Origin of the sequence: Psychrobacter pacificensis, from assembly GCF_900101915.1 — a bacterium.
GTDB lineage: Bacteria > Pseudomonadota > Gammaproteobacteria > Pseudomonadales > Moraxellaceae > Psychrobacter > Psychrobacter pacificensis.
Window position 1 is genome coordinate 24,931 of the sequence record NZ_FNAL01000004.1, and the last position, 17,134, is coordinate 42,064.

General features: G+C 44.1%; 11 protein-coding genes. 2 read left to right on the forward strand and 9 right to left on the reverse strand.

Going from position 1 to position 17,134, the window contains the following annotated elements; translation table 11 throughout:
• Positions 1-60: 60 nt before the first annotated feature.
• Together BLR43_RS03490 and BLR43_RS03495 are read right to left on the reverse strand one after the other, a co-directional pair.
• Positions 61-1,455, reverse strand: a complete 1,395-nt coding sequence (locus tag BLR43_RS03490) for a peptidylprolyl isomerase (RefSeq protein WP_093068856.1) — start codon at positions 1,453-1,455, stop codon at positions 61-63.
• Between the two features lie 156 nt (positions 1,456-1,611).
• A complete protein-coding gene (locus tag BLR43_RS03495; protein ID WP_093068859.1) occupies positions 1,612-4,659 on the reverse strand; it encodes an LPS-assembly protein LptD in 3,048 nt (1,015 codons plus the stop codon).
• 379 nt (positions 4,660-5,038) lie between these two features.
• Here BLR43_RS03495 and BLR43_RS03500 point away from each other — a divergent pair, with 379 nt between their 5' ends.
• Positions 5,039-6,154 (forward strand): aminoglycoside phosphotransferase family protein, encoded by a 1,116-nt coding sequence (locus BLR43_RS03500; RefSeq protein WP_379542874.1) that lies wholly within the window; start codon positions 5,039-5,041, stop codon positions 6,152-6,154.
• A 49-nt stretch (positions 6,155-6,203) separates the two neighbouring features.
• A complete protein-coding gene (gene murU / locus BLR43_RS03505; protein ID WP_093068865.1) occupies positions 6,204-6,947 on the forward strand; it encodes an N-acetylmuramate alpha-1-phosphate uridylyltransferase MurU in 744 nt (247 codons plus the stop codon).
• A 194-nt stretch (positions 6,948-7,141) separates the two neighbouring features.
• Here murU and BLR43_RS13570 read toward each other — a convergent pair whose 3' ends face one another.
• The 7 genes from BLR43_RS13570 to BLR43_RS03535 all read right to left on the reverse strand — a co-directional run bounded on the left by BLR43_RS13570 (position 7,142) and on the right by BLR43_RS03535 (position 16,894).
• Positions 7,142-7,291, reverse strand: coding sequence for a hypothetical protein (locus tag BLR43_RS13570; protein ID WP_156770998.1), 150 nt, complete (start codon positions 7,289-7,291; stop codon positions 7,142-7,144).
• A gap of 92 nt (positions 7,292-7,383) precedes the next feature.
• Positions 7,384-8,400, reverse strand: coding sequence for a cytochrome d ubiquinol oxidase subunit II (cydB, locus tag BLR43_RS03510; RefSeq protein ID WP_093068867.1), 1,017 nt, complete (start codon positions 8,398-8,400; stop codon positions 7,384-7,386).
• Entirely contained in the window at positions 8,400-9,899 is a 1,500-nt protein-coding gene (locus BLR43_RS03515; RefSeq protein WP_071003485.1) for a cytochrome ubiquinol oxidase subunit I, read from the reverse strand. Before BLR43_RS03515 ends, cydB begins: the two co-directional genes overlap by 1 nt.
• Positions 9,900-10,351: 452 nt before the next feature.
• Positions 10,352-12,823, reverse strand: coding sequence for an esterase/lipase family protein (locus BLR43_RS03520; RefSeq protein ID WP_093068870.1), 2,472 nt, complete (start codon positions 12,821-12,823; stop codon positions 10,352-10,354).
• Between the two features lie 529 nt (positions 12,824-13,352).
• The gene (locus tag BLR43_RS03525) at positions 13,353-14,531 is read right to left on the reverse strand and encodes a tetratricopeptide repeat protein (protein WP_093068873.1); all 1,179 of its coding nucleotides are present in this window, start codon (positions 14,529-14,531) and stop codon (positions 13,353-13,355) included.
• A gap of 203 nt (positions 14,532-14,734) precedes the next feature.
• Positions 14,735-15,373: a 2-polyprenyl-3-methyl-6-methoxy-1,4-benzoquinone monooxygenase gene (gene coq7, locus BLR43_RS03530; RefSeq protein WP_201587688.1), complete on the reverse strand. Its 639-nt coding sequence runs from the start codon at positions 15,371-15,373 to the stop codon at positions 14,735-14,737.
• Between the two features lie 189 nt (positions 15,374-15,562).
• Positions 15,563-16,894, reverse strand: a complete 1,332-nt coding sequence (locus BLR43_RS03535; RefSeq protein WP_071003492.1) for an MFS transporter — start codon at positions 16,892-16,894, stop codon at positions 15,563-15,565.
• Positions 16,895-17,134 lie beyond the last annotated feature (240 nt).

Consider the following 17,134-nt stretch of genomic DNA (forward strand, 5'->3'; position numbering starts at 1 on the left):
TAATTAGTATTATTAGCGTTCAGTGTATTAACTTATGACCAAGCAGTTGAACGTAAGTCTTTAACCGAGTACTTGGATGTAAGCACCTGCACGCAATTCTTGCAACCAGTCTTCTTGTGCTTGAGGCGCTAGGCGTTGATACAAAGCTTGGCGTGCCATATTGCGACGATATTGCTCGCTCACATCCTGCTGACGCTTACCGTCAACCTTTAAAATATGCCAGCCGAATTGAGTTTTGAATGGAGCAGAATAGTCACCAACGGCTGTGTTTTTCATTGTGGCTTCAAATGGAGCCACCATATCTTCTTCACTGACCCAATCAAGATCACCACCGCGTCCAGCCGATCCTGGATCGTCTGAATAGGTTGATGCTAAGGCAGCAAAATCAGCGCCATTACGCAGTTGCTCATACAAATCATTAATTTTCTGTTCAGCCAGTGCATCTGTCTGTAACTCATCGAATTTTACTAAGATATGACGAGTGTGCCACTGCGGAATCAGCATGGTATCACTGGCTTTTTTATCAGCCAGCTTAACGATATCGATACCTTCAGGCGTTAGTAACGGCTCACTAACTGCACCAATATCGAGGTTGGTAATTTTGCTTGATAGCTCTGTCGGTAGGGAGGCCGCTTTGTGAAAGCCCATATCGCCACCTTGAATAGGGATAGGATAGCTACCTTGGCTTGCAGCAACAGCTTCAGAGACATTGACATTTGGTTCAAGTAAACGAGTACGCAAATCCTGTGCAACTTTTAGCGCTTCCTCACGTTGAGCTGCTGATAGACGGCTGTAGTCATCTATATAAGGAACGCGTACATGCACAGTTTGGTATTCACTTTGGTTCAAACGTTTTGCTTCAGGCGACGCCAAAAATGCATCAATATCTTGCTCGCTAATGCGTACTCGGCGACTGATTTGACGCTGCTGCAGCTCTTGAATAGCAGCATCTTCGATCAGTTGAGCACGTAATGCGGCATAACTACCAGGACGCGCGGCATCTAAGCGTTGCTGCAATGCTGAGATGCTATTAAGCCCTTGAGATTGAGCAATTTGAGCAAGGCGTTGATTGATCTCGGTCTCATCAGGAGATAGGCCGACACGTTTTACCATTGATAGTTGCAATTCACGCAAGATAAGCGCGTTTAGTACCTCAGACTGTAGTTGTGCTGAGTTTGCAATTGGCTCGCCTGCTGCTCGTGCGCGGGCTTGGGTTTGTGTAATGGCATCAACCAATTCGCTCTTCAAGATAGCGTTTTCATTGACCAAAGCCACGATGCCATCAGTACTATTGGCAGGTGTCAAACGATCGACGGTGTTTTGTCCAGCCGGATTCGACGTTTGTGCTACTGCAGGTGCCACCGTGGCTGCTTGAGCGCTCAAAGTGAGCGTAAGGCTGGCCCCTATAGACAGTAGTACAGCTCGGCTGGTTTGACGTAAAGAAAAAAATCTCATGATGCTCCTCATCAATGTCATCGCATCGGATGGTAGTTGGTCAACACGATCCAATACTTTTAATCATTAAATACCCGACAGTGTTGTCCATAATTGGATTGTAGATAGTGCTTTATACATTTTTATATAAATAATATTTTACTTCAAAAAATCTCGTTAGTCTTTCCATGCAGTTTGGACAGGTTCAAAGCCTAATATCTTATCAGAGAGCAATCGTGTTAAGCGGCTACTGCCACTACCAAGCCCATTCAACCGTATCTCTGCCATAACCGCTTGTGTTGGCTCGTCTTTGACATTTAAGTCATTATAGTAACGACGACCATAAACTGCAAAACCAAAGCAGCAATCTTCATAATCAACGCCGATAAGTGAATCGAGCATCTTATTACTATTATAGTCATATTGACCTTGAGCCAATATCCGCCAGCTATTATTGATAGGGAAAACAGCAGAGGCGGTAAATGCGGACAATGGCAACTGATCCGTATTTTCATCACGCTGGCGCTTGACATAGCCCACATTGAACAAGCTATTGTCTGATGGCTGATAACGTAGCTCAGTCGTGATATAGTTCAAATCATAGTCGTTAGTCAGCGCACCGCTCACATCAACCCAAAAATTGTTATAAGGTTGGGTGCTGGTATCCCATACCATGCCTGAGGAAGAAGAGTTGAAAACTCGTTGCTCATCATCAAGCGTGACACGTCCATCGTCTATATAGAACTGTTCTGCAATGCTACCATCAAAACGTGTCACACCCGTTGCATCGATGTAACGATAATTGACACCAGGCGTGATAGAGTGCAGATCTTGCAAGCGGTCATGGCCTAAAAACCAACTGTCTGAAAATAGCTGCTCATAGTTAATAGACGCAATACGAGTATTGAAGTTAGGAATATCATTTTGGTTTTTGTACGGTGAATACGTGTATTTCACCCGCGGGCTAAGCAGACGATAGCCACCCATGGTGTCATCAAAAGCGCCAAAGGGTGAGCCTGCTTGGTAGAAATTCAGACCTGCATCAATACTGGCTTGCGGCACAAATACGGATTGGCTACCATCTTCTTCACTGATGTTATTGTCTGCCAAGCTGTCTTCATCATAGGAAGTATAAAGGTGCTGTAGGCTTAGCTTCGGTCTAATATAGCCCCAAGACTTCTCTATCGGATAGACGGCACTGATTTTGTTATAAATACGTGCGCCGCTCTTTTCATCCTCAGAGCCATCATCAATAGACTTCTTAAAATAGGCAGAATCATGTACACCAGTGATGTCAAAATTCTTCGCCCACGGCAGTCGATAGTTGAGCTTTAGTTGTGGTAGGCGTGAATAGGGTTTGTCTTTATCCTCTAGAGCCTCACCATTATCAGTAAACGCATCTAACGTTTGAAAGGTTTCTACTTTTAACTCACCATCGACGTAATCATTATAATAATTAACTCGAGCACGCCTTGGTAGGTTGATGGTGTTATCTGATAAACCTAAGGTATCAAAATCATCAAGATAATCTGCATCTGATACATAGCTATATTTGGCATCACCACTTAACCGCGGAATACTTTTCGATGACCAATAATGATCATAAAAAAAGCTTTTACGATCTTCGTCATTATATTCTTTGTCATTAGGCAAGTATGAACCGTTAAAAATGCCTTCTCCATAGTTTTCGGTCAAATAACGGAACTCACCTGAGAGCATAGGATTACGATCAGTATATACATGCGTATTGAGCGTGGCATCGTAGTTGGGCGCTAGGTTGAAGTAATAAGGAACATCAATCTCAACACCGCTCTTGCTACTCACGCTCGCACTTGGTAACAAAAATCCGCTGCTACGACGACTGTCTATTGGGAAGTTAAAGTAGGGGAGATAAAACACCGGTACGTCAGCAATGCGAAAAGTCGTATTGTAGGCTTCACCGCGCCCTGTATCAGTATTCAAATCGATACTTTTGGCATCAAATTGCCATTTACGGTTGGTGGGTGGACAGGTGCTAAACATCACCTCGTCCAACTCGTACTCACTATCATTGGGCTTATTCAAGCGTTTAGCGTAGCCGTGTGCTTGTAGCCCAACACTAGCAAAGGCCACATCGTTGGCTGTTGATTGTCCAGTTTCAGTATTATAATTTAAGCTGTCTGCAACCCCAATCAAACCACCTTTTTTTGCTCTTTCATTAAAGCTGGCTTGAGCGTTGCTTGGTGCATTGCTACGTTGCAGTGATTGTCCTGTCGCCTGATCGGTAAACATGACTCTACCTTGTGCAGCAGCCACGCCATTGCTTAGATCAATCACAACTTTCTCTGCTTCGATATGCTGGGTGCCCTGATCGACTTTCACATTACCTGATAGCTCAGCATAGTTGATATTATTGTAATAACCGTAGTCTGACTCTGTGAATAAAGGTGCTTGATTGTTGGGAATACTGTCGACATCAGGTACAGGTTGTCCATTTGCACCGCCAGCCTCATTCACAGCACGCTGATAATTAGGGTTGCTCTTTGGATAGACCCATTGACCTTCACAGCGTTGTGCACTATCTATAGCGTTTGGCAATAATCGTAAGTTTTTACCGACTTTTGGAATGGTCTGCGCTGTAGGCGCTAAGGTGCTCTGTGTATCATCAGATTCAATATTTGCTACTGTATCGATATCATTGGCGGTAGTGGGCTGTGTTTCTGGGGTGAGCTCGTAGAATTCTGCCAAACGCACTAGACTGTCTTGAATGCTCTCATCACTGATATCTAGCTGACGGTTATCCGCTACGGTTTCAGGTGTAGCTATAGCATTAGCGCGTGTGTCGCGGCTTACCTGATCGCTATCTGGCATATTTGATGGTTGTGTCGAGGCGATATCAGAAGACTCATTAATCTCTGTGATATTCAAAACATCATCGGAGGCGCTGTCTTCTAACTTAGCATCGCTTGCGAAACGGGTGTCATCAAAATCAGAGGCAGGAGTCGCTCTTTGAGAATTATCGAGCTGTGAGCGCGCGTCTTTATAACGGATATCGTTGTAATCACTGCTTTGAGTGACATTACTGTTATTGGTATCAGGAAGGTAGCTGCTCGTACTACCAGCACTTGATGGCTCAGTTGTCTGTGTGTCAGCATCGTTGATGGCAGCATTAACCGTTAGGCTAGATAAGCCTAAGGCACCAAATAAGATCAAACGAATGCTTTGGTAAAGCGGAGAATATAACAAGGGCACACCTATGATTGCAGAGCCTATTGGATTGCGATACTGAATTGCATAGTCGTATTATTCAACAAGACCAAGTTGTTAATGAACGGCTAAAAAATCACTCATCGATAGCGTCATCTCAAGAACTTGGCTGTTTTACATATAATGACGACTAATCATAGTCAAAAAAAACCAAATCAGCTACACTATTTACCAAAATTTATAATATAGCCAAGCTGCTTTTAAATGAGCTAAAAATTTCAGCTTATCGTTAAATTACTGAATGATATCTTGATATGTCTACTAACGCAGTTGTTGCGGCTTAAGATATGACCATTTTAGCAAGTATTTGCCTGACTTATCACTACTTTAATTATTTATGATTTATATTTAACCTGTGATGCCCATTATGACTGATAAAACCACTATAGAGCCTGACATGACCGATAACAATAACGACAATCGCCAACAACAACTCGAGCATTGGTTGCAGCAAGTATTTGTAGATAAGCCCTTTGATCTAGATAGTTTACCGGGTGACGCGAGTGCGCGCCGCTATCATCGCATTCAACTGCTAGAGGCTGGCGGATCAGGAGATACGCGTTATATCGTCATGGATTCTGCTGATGAGCAAGATGCCATGCGGCAGTTCATCAATGTTGCCAAGCTCATGTCGCCTGCAATCAATGTGCCGACGCTCATCGCAAAAAATTTAGAAAAAGGTTTTTTGGTGCTACAAGACTTTGGTGCAGTAGAGTTTGCTCATTTGCTGAATGATGCAACACCAGAGCAAATCAATGACTATTATCAGCTCGCCATGCAGACGTTAGTAGCGCTGCAAACGGTACCAGTCGAGACTGCAAAATCTCAGTATCAGCTCCCAGATTACGATACGGCGTTATTAGATCGCGAAATGAATCTGTTTAGTGAGTGGTTTATCCCTTATATCGGCGTAGAGCTGAATGAGGAGGTGTGGGAAAACTTAAAATCGGCACTCATCAATGAAATCCTGCTACAGCCACAAGTCATTGTGCATCGCGACTATCATAGTCGTAACCTCATGCAAGACCAAGCGGACACATCGCGCTTAGGTGTGATTGATTTTCAGGATGCCGTCATCGGCTCTTATGCTTATGATTTAGTATCATTGGTACGCGATGCTTATGTTGAATGGCCAGAGCACCAAGTATCTGCATGGATTAACGACTTTTGGCAGCTACAAAAGCAACAATTGCTAACCACAGCCGATAATGTGGTTCAGCTTGAAAACGACGTTAATGTAATGGGCGTGCAGCGTCATTTAAAAGTACTAGGGATTTTTATTCGATTATCTGAACGCGATGGCAAAGATCGCTATTTGGGTGATATTCCCAAAGTCATGCGTGATTTAATTATTGAATTAAACTGGCTGGCTGAACAAGGTAATGATGCGATCAAGCATGCCGTCCTACCTTTTAATCAATGGCTAAAAGATGCTGTTCTACCTGCATACAAAGGTAAGTTTGCTTCAGCCTAGATGATGCTTAATCAAATTGATAAACTAAATAATAAAAATAGGAGTAAGCATGTCTAGCTCGACGATTACACAAGCCATGATTTTGGCTGCTGGCAAGGGCACACGTCTGCGACCATTGACACTAGATACGCCCAAGCCTTTGGTCGAAGTGGGCGGTCAGCCACTTATTGTCTGGCATATTAAAGCACTACAAGCCGCAGGTATTACCGATATCACGATCAATGCGTCATGGCTGGCAGATAAGCTGATGGATACCTTGGGCGACGGTGCGCAATATGGAGTCAAACTACATTGGTCAGTAGAAGGTGATGAGCCGTTAGAGACGGCAGGTGGTATTTTTCAGGCATTACAGTCAGGCAAGCTGCGAGACGAGCCATTTATTCTCGTCAACTCTGATGTTTGGACGACCTATGATTTTGCTCAGTTGCGAGACTATACATTAGGCGCGGATCAGCGCGCGCACCTGTTGTTGATTGACAATCCAGAGCACAATGATGGTGGTGATTTCGCTATTAATAATGGTCTTGCCAGCGAGCAGCCAGTTGGCGATGCGGACAAGTTTACTTTCGCTGGTATTAGCGTGATGTCTCCTACGTTGGTAGAGGGATTGGTATCAGGACAGCCTGCCGCATTGGCGCCACTACTTAAGCAAGCAATGATCAAATTCCAGATTACTGCTGAAGTGATTACTGATAACTGGATCGACGTCGGTACAGCCGAGCGCTTGGCACAAGTGAATGAATTTATTGAAAAAAACGATATCGATAATCATCAAGGTCGAATAAATTCATAAGATAAGCAAAAATACACTGGTAAACACAAAAAAGCAGCGTTGATCGTTCAACGCTGCTTTTTTACACAGATGATTTCTATATCTTGTTCAATCTTTACCAATAGAAATGAAGAGTGAATACAAGGGCTGGTAAATTGAGCGCGTAGCACATAGGTAACGACACTGTCTGATAACCGTATTGTCTGATAACCGTGTTAAACGCCCATTGCCAGCTTAATCAATTGGGCAATCGTAAAGATCGTCAAAAATCCTGCGGCATATAAGCCCAAAAACCAAGCCCATTGTCTTTGCTTTTTACTCAGTCTTTGCTTTTTACTCAAATGTTTTTTACTGAGATTTTTCATAAAGACCTCTTATCTGACAAATTGAGCACAGGTGCCACAAAAATGTGTAGCACCTGCTTATCTCACTACTAGCTGCTTGTCATTTACAATGACTAGTACATATGTTCGTGATCAGTTTTGCCCTTGAACACATAGTACGCATAAGCAGTATAACTTAAGATGATAGGTAACATGATTACCGCACCCACCAGCATAAATGATAGCGATGTATCGGCAGCCGCCGCTTCATGTAGCGTCATCTGATAGGGCACAATATAAGGGAAAATCGCCACACACACCCCAATATAACCCAATAAAAAGAGCAATACCGTCAATAAGAAAGGACGATATTCACGCTCAGTGGTCAAGTCTTTACGCATAATAAAGAACACAATCAGCGCAATAATTGGCATCGGCGCCAGATAAGGCAAGCGTCCGAGTGTAAACCAATCTTCTAGCGCATCGATGTCTGAAAAATACATAAAGATGGTCACAACAATCATCGCAGCAACCAACGCCATCAACAGCCAGCCTGAAACCTTACGCGCCCACACTTGCAAATCGTGCTCGGTCTTTAAAATGAGCCACGTTGAGCCAAGCAGTGAGTAGCCGATAATCAAAGCCACCCCGCTGACCATAGAAAATGGGGTCAACCAATCAAATGGGCCGCCAGTATACAAGCGATTGCTCGCCTCAAGACCATGTACTAAAGAGCCGAGCATCACGCCTTGGAAGAAAGCGGCCAGCAATGAGCCAAAGAAAAAGAAGCCGTCCCAAATGTAGCGATGGGTGCTCGATTTAAAGCGAAACTCAAACGCCACGCCACGCAAGATCAGGCCAAACAGCATAAAGATGACCGGCAGATACAAGCCTGTCATGATAATGCCATAAGCGACTGGGAAAGCTGCGAATAGACCGCCGCCACCCAATACCAGCCACGTCTCGTTACCATCCCAGAATGGGGCGATAGAGTTCATCATGCGACTACGGTTTTTGTCTGAGCCTGCAAACGGAAATAAAATACCACAGCCTAAATCAAAGCCATCAAGCAGGACATAAATGAAGACTGCAAGCGCAATCAATCCACCCCAAATTAAGGGTAAGTCTAATACATCACCGAAATTAAACATTAGCGTAACCCTCCATCATCGATGTCATCTGCTGGTGTGTCGATATCTTGCTTGGTCGTGTGACCAGCAGGATCATTATCTCCGCTCAGCGTACGACCTTGACCTTCGGTTACTGAATGCTCGTAGAAATTGTCTTCGGCAGGATCGGTATAAGGTTTTGGCCCTTGACCAATCAAGCGCAAGATATAAAAGCTACCTGCACCAAAAACAAAGGTATAGACGATAATAAAGCCGATCAATGTAGTGGCAACCTGTTGGGCTGCTAAGGGTGACATACTTTCAGCTGTACGGATTACACCATAGACTGTCCATGGCTGACGCCCTGTTTCGGTGACAAACCAACCGGCAAGTAGCGCGATAAAGCCAAGCGGCGTCATCATCATCCATGCACGGTGGAACAGCTTGCTGTCAGGACTGAACTGCTGTTTTTTGAAGTATTTATAGACACTAAATAGACCCACAAGCACCATTAACATACCAATGGCAACCATAATACGGAAGGCCCAAAATACAATAATAACGTGTGGTTGGTCTTCTGTTGCCCAGTTTTTAAGACCCTTCACTTCACCATCTAAAGAGTGAGTGAGAATCAAACCTGTGACATAAGGGATTTTTACTTCGTATTTATTGGTTTGATTTTCTTGATCAGGAATCGCAAAGAGACGTAATGCTGCCCCGCGCTCATCTTCCCAGATACCTTCCATGGCTGCGACTTTGGCAGGCTGATGCTCAAGCGTATTTAGCCCGTGCTCATCACCGATTAATACCTGCGCAGGTGCCACAAAAATCGCCATAATCATCGCCATGCCCAACATCACGCGGCCATGTTTTCGGTGTTCGATGTGCTTTTTGGATTGTAGATAATAAGCACCAATACCACCAACCACAAAAGCAGTCGTCAAGAAAGCAGCGGTCATCATGTGTGCGTAGCGGTAGGGAAATGAGGGATTAAAAATAATCTCAAGCCAGTTGGTTGGATAAAGCAGACCATCAGCACCGACCATGAATCCTTGCGGCGTCTGCATAAAGCTGTTGGCGGCCAAGATCCAAAACCCTGAGATCAACGTACCGATAGCGACGGTTGCAGTGGCGACAAAGTGCATGCGCTTACTAACGCGGCCCCAACCGAAGAGCATGATACCCAAAAAGGAGGCTTCTAAGAAAAATGCAGTCAGTACTTCATAAGCGAGGAGTGGGCCTAAGACGTTACCCGCCTTATCTGAAAAGACTGCCCAGTTGGTCCCAAACTGGTAAGACATTACTACCCCTGAAACCACACCCATACCAAACACCACGGCAAATATTTTTACCCAGTGTTTGTAGACTTCCGCAAAAACAGGATTGCCTGTTCTTAACCAGCGAAACTCAAGTACGGTCAGCCAGCTGGCAAGTCCAATAGAAAAAGCGGGAAAGACAATATGAAAGGAGACAACAAAAGCAAACTGGATACGCGCGAGTGTCAGCGCATCGAGCTGGTCAATCATAAACGTAGCAAACATAAATGGTTACTCTTATCTGTTAGCTTCATAGCGCTGTCTTCCGTACAACGCTCAAGTAACTGTCCGTAACGGTACATAAATCAAGGTGACAATGATTACGGGCAATGGCTCTTAGTGGCGTAAAACTTTAACGACATCAGGCATAAATTGTGGCTAAGGTTACGATTCACTGTTTAGCTGAATTGAATAATTTATGTCCCTATAAACTCATATACTACAGGTATGTGCTATGCATATATTATGCGCTTCCCTAGATAGTGACGCAACCCGTGCGGTTAGACAGCTGCATACCTAGGAGTCAGAAAAACAAACATAAAACACCCTTGAAAATAAAATTAATTTTATGAATAACAATGACTTGGGAATAGCGAGTATTTTTTTATAAAACATCTGTTTTGTTTATTACTTGCTTTCCCATGCATTAAAATGTTCCCCAATAACAAAAACATACATCATTCTTGTAACTGTTTATGCAAAATCCGTCGCAGTGTCAAAATCGTTTGTGGATTGGTTTGAATACTATGACCGCCATTGATAATGGTCTCAGACGCCGCGCCATCTAAGTGCGCACTGGTATAAGGCACAATACCGTCTGATAAACGTTGGGTTAGGGCTTGACTGATATTTTTATCAACAGTGACGGCAGCGACCAGTGGCTCAGGAGGCAGCTCTGATGTGTCATCTGACACGCGGGCACTTGCGCGTTCGTCTTTAGCGTCTTCTTCTAGCGCTTGCGATAAATCAATTTTGGCACCGTCAGGCTGTGCTTGGGCCAGTCCTTTGGTGATATCAGCATCATTATTGGCAATAATCGAATGATAAGTGACACGACTATTGATCGTCAGATCTTTGGTCAGCTCAATAAAAGAAGAGTCATCGCTTAGCTGGCTGGCACCGTTTTGCAAATACAAAGCGCCCAACGGGTTTTGTGCCAGATCGCCTTGCGTGGCAATCGTTGCCAAGTTGTCAGTCACTGTTTTTACCAAACCGACTGGCAGATAGACAATGCGGCGCAGCGCCCGCGTAAACCAGCGGTCTGCATAGTCAGTGCCGCGAAAAGGTGCAGATAAAAAGACAGCGGTGTCTACTTGTGGCAAGGATTGTAGCTCAAACCGTTTTTTTAATTCCTTTTCACCAAACGATTCTTTTAGTGCATCGCGGATTTGCCGTTTTTCACTACTAGAGAGAATGTCTTGATCATCAAGTCTGTCCAAATCATCGACCAAATTATCATCGGACAGCATCATGCGCGCGATAAGGGCACCCATGCTGTGGCTAATGATCACGCTGTTTTTACTGGCGCGATTTTGTCCTGTTGGGTCCGTCTGCTCGTAAGTCGTGTTGATTAATTGCTGAATCTGATAGCGGTTTTCTAAAATAGGCAAATTGGTTGGATAAAATATTTGCCAAACCTGGTAATTGTCGCGCAGTTTGTCATCATTGAGAATATCGTTGGTGAGATTGACCCACGTGGCTGGGCTAGAGGCCAAACCATGTAGCATAATGATGACACGCTTGTCAGGGTCATAAGGTTCGAGCATAAACAGTTTGGGCAGACGAGCATCTGGCTGGCGTGTGATGAGGTTCAAATAACCCACACTATCCAACTGGTTTTCTGCCAGCCACATTCCATAACCTGCTGAGAAATTGGCTGCTAATGGATAGTTATCGTTAAGAATATTGACGGTTTCAGTTTGATATGGATTGTATAGATGGATATCGAGCTGGCGACTGCTCAGCACATCCAGCACGCTATCACCACTTGGTTTGATCAAACCAGTTAGCAGGAGATGACCAGTAGGATAAATGCGTGAGCTTGGCTCGCTATCTTTTGTATTGTCACTCTCATTGGTTAATCGACCCGATAGTGATGATGATAATAATTGGCGAATCGTGATGGTGTAACGATCATCGAGAGAAGCGACTAAGCTGATACCTAAACCGGGACGTTTGCTAACAGAATTCAGCCCAGAGAGACGTAGCTCGTAAGTAGAAACTAAGTCAGCAAGCGCAGAGTCTTGCTTATGAGCATTTTGCAAATAGTTGTTTTCATTGGGCAAATAGATGCCGAGGTCATAATCATCTACTTGTACTTTCATGACTTTGACTTGGTCGATCGCTTTACCTTTTAGCGGGGCTCGGTTGGCAATCGCTGCTTGATCGCTACTATCGCGCCTAGCAGAAGGGATGGTTAAGTATTCTACTTTTTTGCCATTCATCAATTTATCTGAGTTTTCGGTCGATCGATAAAGCTGCGTGATGACATCATTGCTGGCAGCGTTATAGATATCTTGGGTCTGAATATCGTTGTCAGTTGGGATGCGGGTTTGCGTGTGAGCACTACGATAGCTTTCATCAGCACCCTCAAAATCATGAGTCAGACTGTCATAAAACAAATAGGTATAGCTATATTTAATCGCATCAAACAGTCTGTCCTGATAATTGTTTAAGCAAAGGTCGGTCTCTTCTTGCTGCGTTTTGGCATCGTCGTCGCTCAAAGGCGCATTGGCATAGTATGGGTCAAGTGGTGGACGGGCAAGTGCATTGCGGCAGTTTTGTGAGTCAGCAAGCTGGCGCGCTTTTGCGTAGTGCAGTTCTGCAAAAATTGCCAGTGCAGGTCGATAGTGTTTATTTAAAATACTGTCCGTGAGCTGAGTCAAGCACAAGTCGAATTGCTGCATACAAGCTTGCTCATCAAGACCTGCTGATAGCAAGGCAGATGCCGTATCGCTGCTTAGTTGATTATCAGTGACGATATTACCGCGCTGCGCTGAGATGGTCTTGGCCGATGCTTGTTTTTCCACTGAGACGACACTACAGGCTGGTAACAGCATTGCCGCTGTCAATAATGCGACTGAGGCGAGAGGCCGCATTTTTTTATTGGCTTGCGTTACCATGTTTTTGCTAGGGCTAGCAGAAGTCATAAGTCAGTCCGGTAAAAAAAGTAGTTATGAGAAAATCAGCAATGGAAGTACTTTTGGTTATAGTAGAGTTTAGCGTAACTTTTGATATTAGACTATTTTATTTGAAAGGTTATAACCAAGCGCTATATATCGAATGACTTCTTCAAGTGATGGTTATAGTGAATTCAGTATAAAAACGATACAGTGGGACTGGGATAAATTTTTCGCAGTCTCTGTCTGCGTAGGCACAGCACGCAAGGAAAATTTAGACCAGTTCCACCTTGATATATAATGTATCTGTTTTATTTAGGATTGACTATATTGTTTTGAGATACACTTAAACTTTTGGTTAAAAAGGGCATTTATTTAGACAAAGAAAAAGAGGTAAAGTAGAAAAAGATGAGGCTCTGGGCAGGCAGGTTTCTATTAGGCACAAAAAAGCCAGACACAAAAAAGCGCCTTTGCTTTATATTCATAAAAACAAAGGCGCTAGGTATTCTAAGGCTACAAAATTATTTGTTTATCTTTAGCATAGACAAACAGTGCCAATTTAGGCACCTGGTTTGACATTGATATCTGGTGCAGGGATGTCCCAAATGTAGAATTTGCCATCTTCCACCAGTTTGATTTGTTGAGGAATCACGGTGTTGTTAGGGTATTTTTCTTCAAGACGACGTAGGCGCTCTAGGGCGCTGGCACGGCGATCACTGAGTAGATCTGCCTGTGCCAAGCTTTGTTCTGCTTCGGTGTAGCCAAGAGAGACCGCTCGATCTAGATATTTTTGACCTTCTTTAAACCCACCGCCCTCTGATAGCATCATGCCATACAAAAAGTTGGCTTCACCGCTATCTGGCTGAATTTTGAGCGCACGATCAACATACTGCCCGCCGCGTACTGTATAGTCTGATCCCAAGTCCAGATTACGACCCATACCATTGAGCTTGGCTGCGCGAATCAATACATCGTAAGACGCATTTGGTGATTTGGCATAAGGCTCAATCCAGTCCGCCAATACTTTGATTTTTTCGCGAGTGTAATGGCGCTGAGTGCGGTTAGGGAAGTTTGGTGGATAGTGACGAGCATTCGGTGAGACGTCTGCGATAAAATCATCAAGCAAGCTGACGTCAAGCTTATCAGTACCTAGGCCTTTTTGTTGTGGAATCAAGACGGTTTTGATAAAGCTCACATCTGAGAGCTGTACTTGTGGCGTTGGAATATTTGAGAGCTGACCACTGCGCAGATCAATACCAGTCGCGGTCATCGGACCTGGCTCATAGATGCGAGTAGTACCGCTCATCACAGGGGCGTTAGCTGGATTCATCATTTGCGATGCTGGTGGCTGAGCGGGGCTGATAGGTACACGATTTGGTTGAGCATTGCTTGATTGCATCATCTGTGCTGCCTGTGCCGTGCTCAAAGGGGTACGGTTAGACTGAGTGTTGCTTGACGGCATCATTGGCTGAGTATTAACTGACTGAGCGCTATTAGCAGGCGTAGCATCTGTTGTGCTTTGAGCTGTGCTGGTCGTTGCACCTGGCCTTGCTAGACGAATCACGCGTTTACTGGAATCTACAGCGCTCGGTACAGCAGGTGCTGATGTAGCAGCAGTGTCAGCTTCTGCAGCATTCACAGGCGCAGAAAGCATCATTGCACAGGCGGCCGCGAGCGCAGTCAAGGTTGCAAGCTTTGGCGACTTGGAAGACGCGCTATTAGAGAGAGTTGCTTTCATAAAAATCATTACCTTATTTAATTTATTTAGTCGTTATTCATTTATCGGTTGATAATCAGGATATATGTTTGCTGCAAAATCGTACAAATTTTTAATACCCTAGCAAATTAAGCTTTGCGCTATCTGTGGTAGGATTGTTACTCGCTTGGGCTGAGCAAATCGAGTATTGCTCGTCATCTCAGACATCAAATTGCTATTTGCCTTTATAAATGATAAGCGGTCGCCTTCATACGGTTGGCCATCCAGCGCATTGTCTGACGTACAGGTGGTGACAACGCAGCGCCGCCACTTGCCAGTGCTAGCTCGCGATGATGTTGCTCTTCGATATCCATTTGTGCCAGTATTTCTCTTGAGCGTTGATCATGTTCGGGTAGTTGATTGATATGATCTTGCAGGTGCTCGCTAACTTGTGCTTCTGTCTCCGCGACAAACCCCAAACTAAACTCATTTGAGATGGCGCCTGCGACTGCACCTAGGCCAAAAGACATCCCATACCAAAGCGGGGTAAACACACTCGCATGGCTACCCAGCTCATTTAAGCGCGTCTCGCACCAGACCAGATGATCGACTTCTTCTTCAGCAGAGTTCTGCATAGCTTGCTTGACGCCACTGTCTTTGGCAGCAAATGCTTGTCCATGGTAGAGACCTTGCGCGCACACTTCACCGGTATGATTGATACGCATCAGCCCTGCGACATGGCGTGCCTCTGTGATGGTCAGTTCAGGAATCTCGTCACTACTCACTGGCAATGGGCGCGTACTGGGGTTTGAGTTTGGCACGACAGCTTGTAATGCTTTGTCGACCCCAAGCAATAGCTGATCGATTTTGGATAAAGGACGCAGGGCCATGGTTCACTCCTGATGGCGTTAAATTCTATCAATAAAATAAGACTAGTGACTGCTCTAGGGCAATAATCCTGTGCACAGCTCTTATATACATTACTATAGCAAACAATCCAAATTATCGGCATCAATATTATTGCCTTGATAACCTATCGATTGCTATCGTTATTTAAGCTCAATATGGCTTATTTATATAACCACATCATCATTGGTTTGGATAACCGCCTGTTTGATATGCCTATTTAGCTTAAGGTATAAGAAGATACCAAAAACAATATTGAGCACACCTGTTACCAAAAATAGCTGCGGTAGACTTAGCCCTAATGCATTTAAGATGACAATCGCAAAAATCGCTGATGTGACCATAAATATCGCATTGAATATATTGTTGGCACCCACGATACGCGCGCGATGGCTCTTTGGCGCATAGGCCTGCATTGAGGCATATAAAGGCACAATATATAAACCGCCACTGAATCCCAATAAGAACAAATCAGCAAAAACGCGCCAGCTACCGCTCGTACCAAATAAATCACTGATACCAAGCAATGTGTCATTATTCACATTTATGTTTAGGCTTGAAAGTGAAAAGTACAAATCAATAGCAAAGATACTCAATCCAGCAATACCAAAAGGCAATAGGCGCAGGCTGACTTGGTTTTTGGTCAATGATTTGCATAGGAGCGAACCTATCGATACCCCTACTGAAAATAGCGTCAATAGAAAAATCACCACCGACTCATCACCGTGCAAAATGACTTTGCTGAACTCTGGCACTTGAGTCAAAAACGTCGCCCCATAAAACCAAAACCAGCTGTTGCCAAGAATGACAAAAAACAAGAATGGCAGAGAGTAGAGATAGCGTACCGTAGACAAGCTGATGGTGATAATATTCCAGTTAATCTTAAGATCAGGCTGCATGGCTGGCATGTTAGGGATATAGCGCGCTGCCAGATAACCCAGCACAGCAACGACCAATACGGTAGCGCTAATCCAATATAAGGAGTGTGACAGCTGAGTTAAGATACCAGCGACAATCATACCAACAAGAATGGCTAGAGAAGTGCCCATTTGAAACAGACCGTTGGCACCGACCAGCTCATCTTCTTTCATCGCCTGTGGTAGATAAGCGTACTTAATCGGTCCAAAAAAGGTCGAATGCGTGCCCATCAAAAACAACGCGACAAATAAAAGGGTGTACCATTCAAAAACAAAACCAACCGCAGCGATTGCCATGATGACTAGCTCAAGTACTTTGATAAACTGCGTGAGCTTGGATTTTTCATACTTATCAGCGATTTGTCCTGCCAATGCCGAAAACAAAAAGTAGGGCAGTATGAATAACATCGCGGCCAAATTATTTAAAATACTGACTTCCACACCCAATTGACTGGCAGCGGTATAAGTCAGAACCAGTATAAGTGCTTGTTTAAAGATATTGTCATTAAACGCACCCAAAAACTGAGTGAAAAACATGGCGCTAAAACGGCGGCGCTTAAATAGCTGAAACTGATTGGACATGAATGTTCCTACAGATGAGAAGCGGCTGATAAAGTAAGAAGAGGCGCTGAACGCAGCTTATAATGCGATAGCAATTATCAATATTATCAAAAACTTATCGAAATACAGCATAGGTTTTATCAATATTAAGCCGTATAATAGCAAGGCTTAGGTAAAAATACATGAAACCTGCGCTATGATTTCATAATTAACTAAGTTATGATTTGTAAATTTTATATGGTTGCATTAAAAGGTGCGAGC

Excerpts from the sequence above, each read along its gene's own strand:
- BLR43_RS03490 (WP_093068856.1), bottom strand. The coding sequence starts at position 1,455 with ATGAGATTTTTTTCTTTACGTCAAACCAGCCGAGCTGTACTACTGTCT.
- BLR43_RS03500 (WP_379542874.1), top strand. The coding sequence starts at position 5,039 with ATGCCCATTATGACTGATAAAACCACTATAGAGCCTGACATGACCGAT.
- murU (WP_093068865.1), top strand. The coding sequence starts at position 6,204 with ATGTCTAGCTCGACGATTACACAAGCCATGATTTTGGCTGCTGGCAAG.
- BLR43_RS13570 (WP_156770998.1), bottom strand. The coding sequence starts at position 7,291 with ATGAAAAATCTCAGTAAAAAACATTTGAGTAAAAAGCAAAGACTGAGT.
- cydB (WP_093068867.1), bottom strand. The coding sequence starts at position 8,400 with ATGTTTAATTTCGGTGATGTATTAGACTTACCCTTAATTTGGGGTGGA.
- BLR43_RS03515 (WP_071003485.1), bottom strand. The coding sequence starts at position 9,899 with ATGTTTGCTACGTTTATGATTGACCAGCTCGATGCGCTGACACTCGCG.
- BLR43_RS03520 (WP_093068870.1), bottom strand. The coding sequence starts at position 12,823 with ATGACTTCTGCTAGCCCTAGCAAAAACATGGTAACGCAAGCCAATAAA.
- BLR43_RS03525 (WP_093068873.1), bottom strand. The coding sequence starts at position 14,531 with ATGAAAGCAACTCTCTCTAATAGCGCGTCTTCCAAGTCGCCAAAGCTT.
- BLR43_RS03535 (WP_071003492.1), bottom strand. The coding sequence starts at position 16,894 with ATGTCCAATCAGTTTCAGCTATTTAAGCGCCGCCGTTTTAGCGCCATG.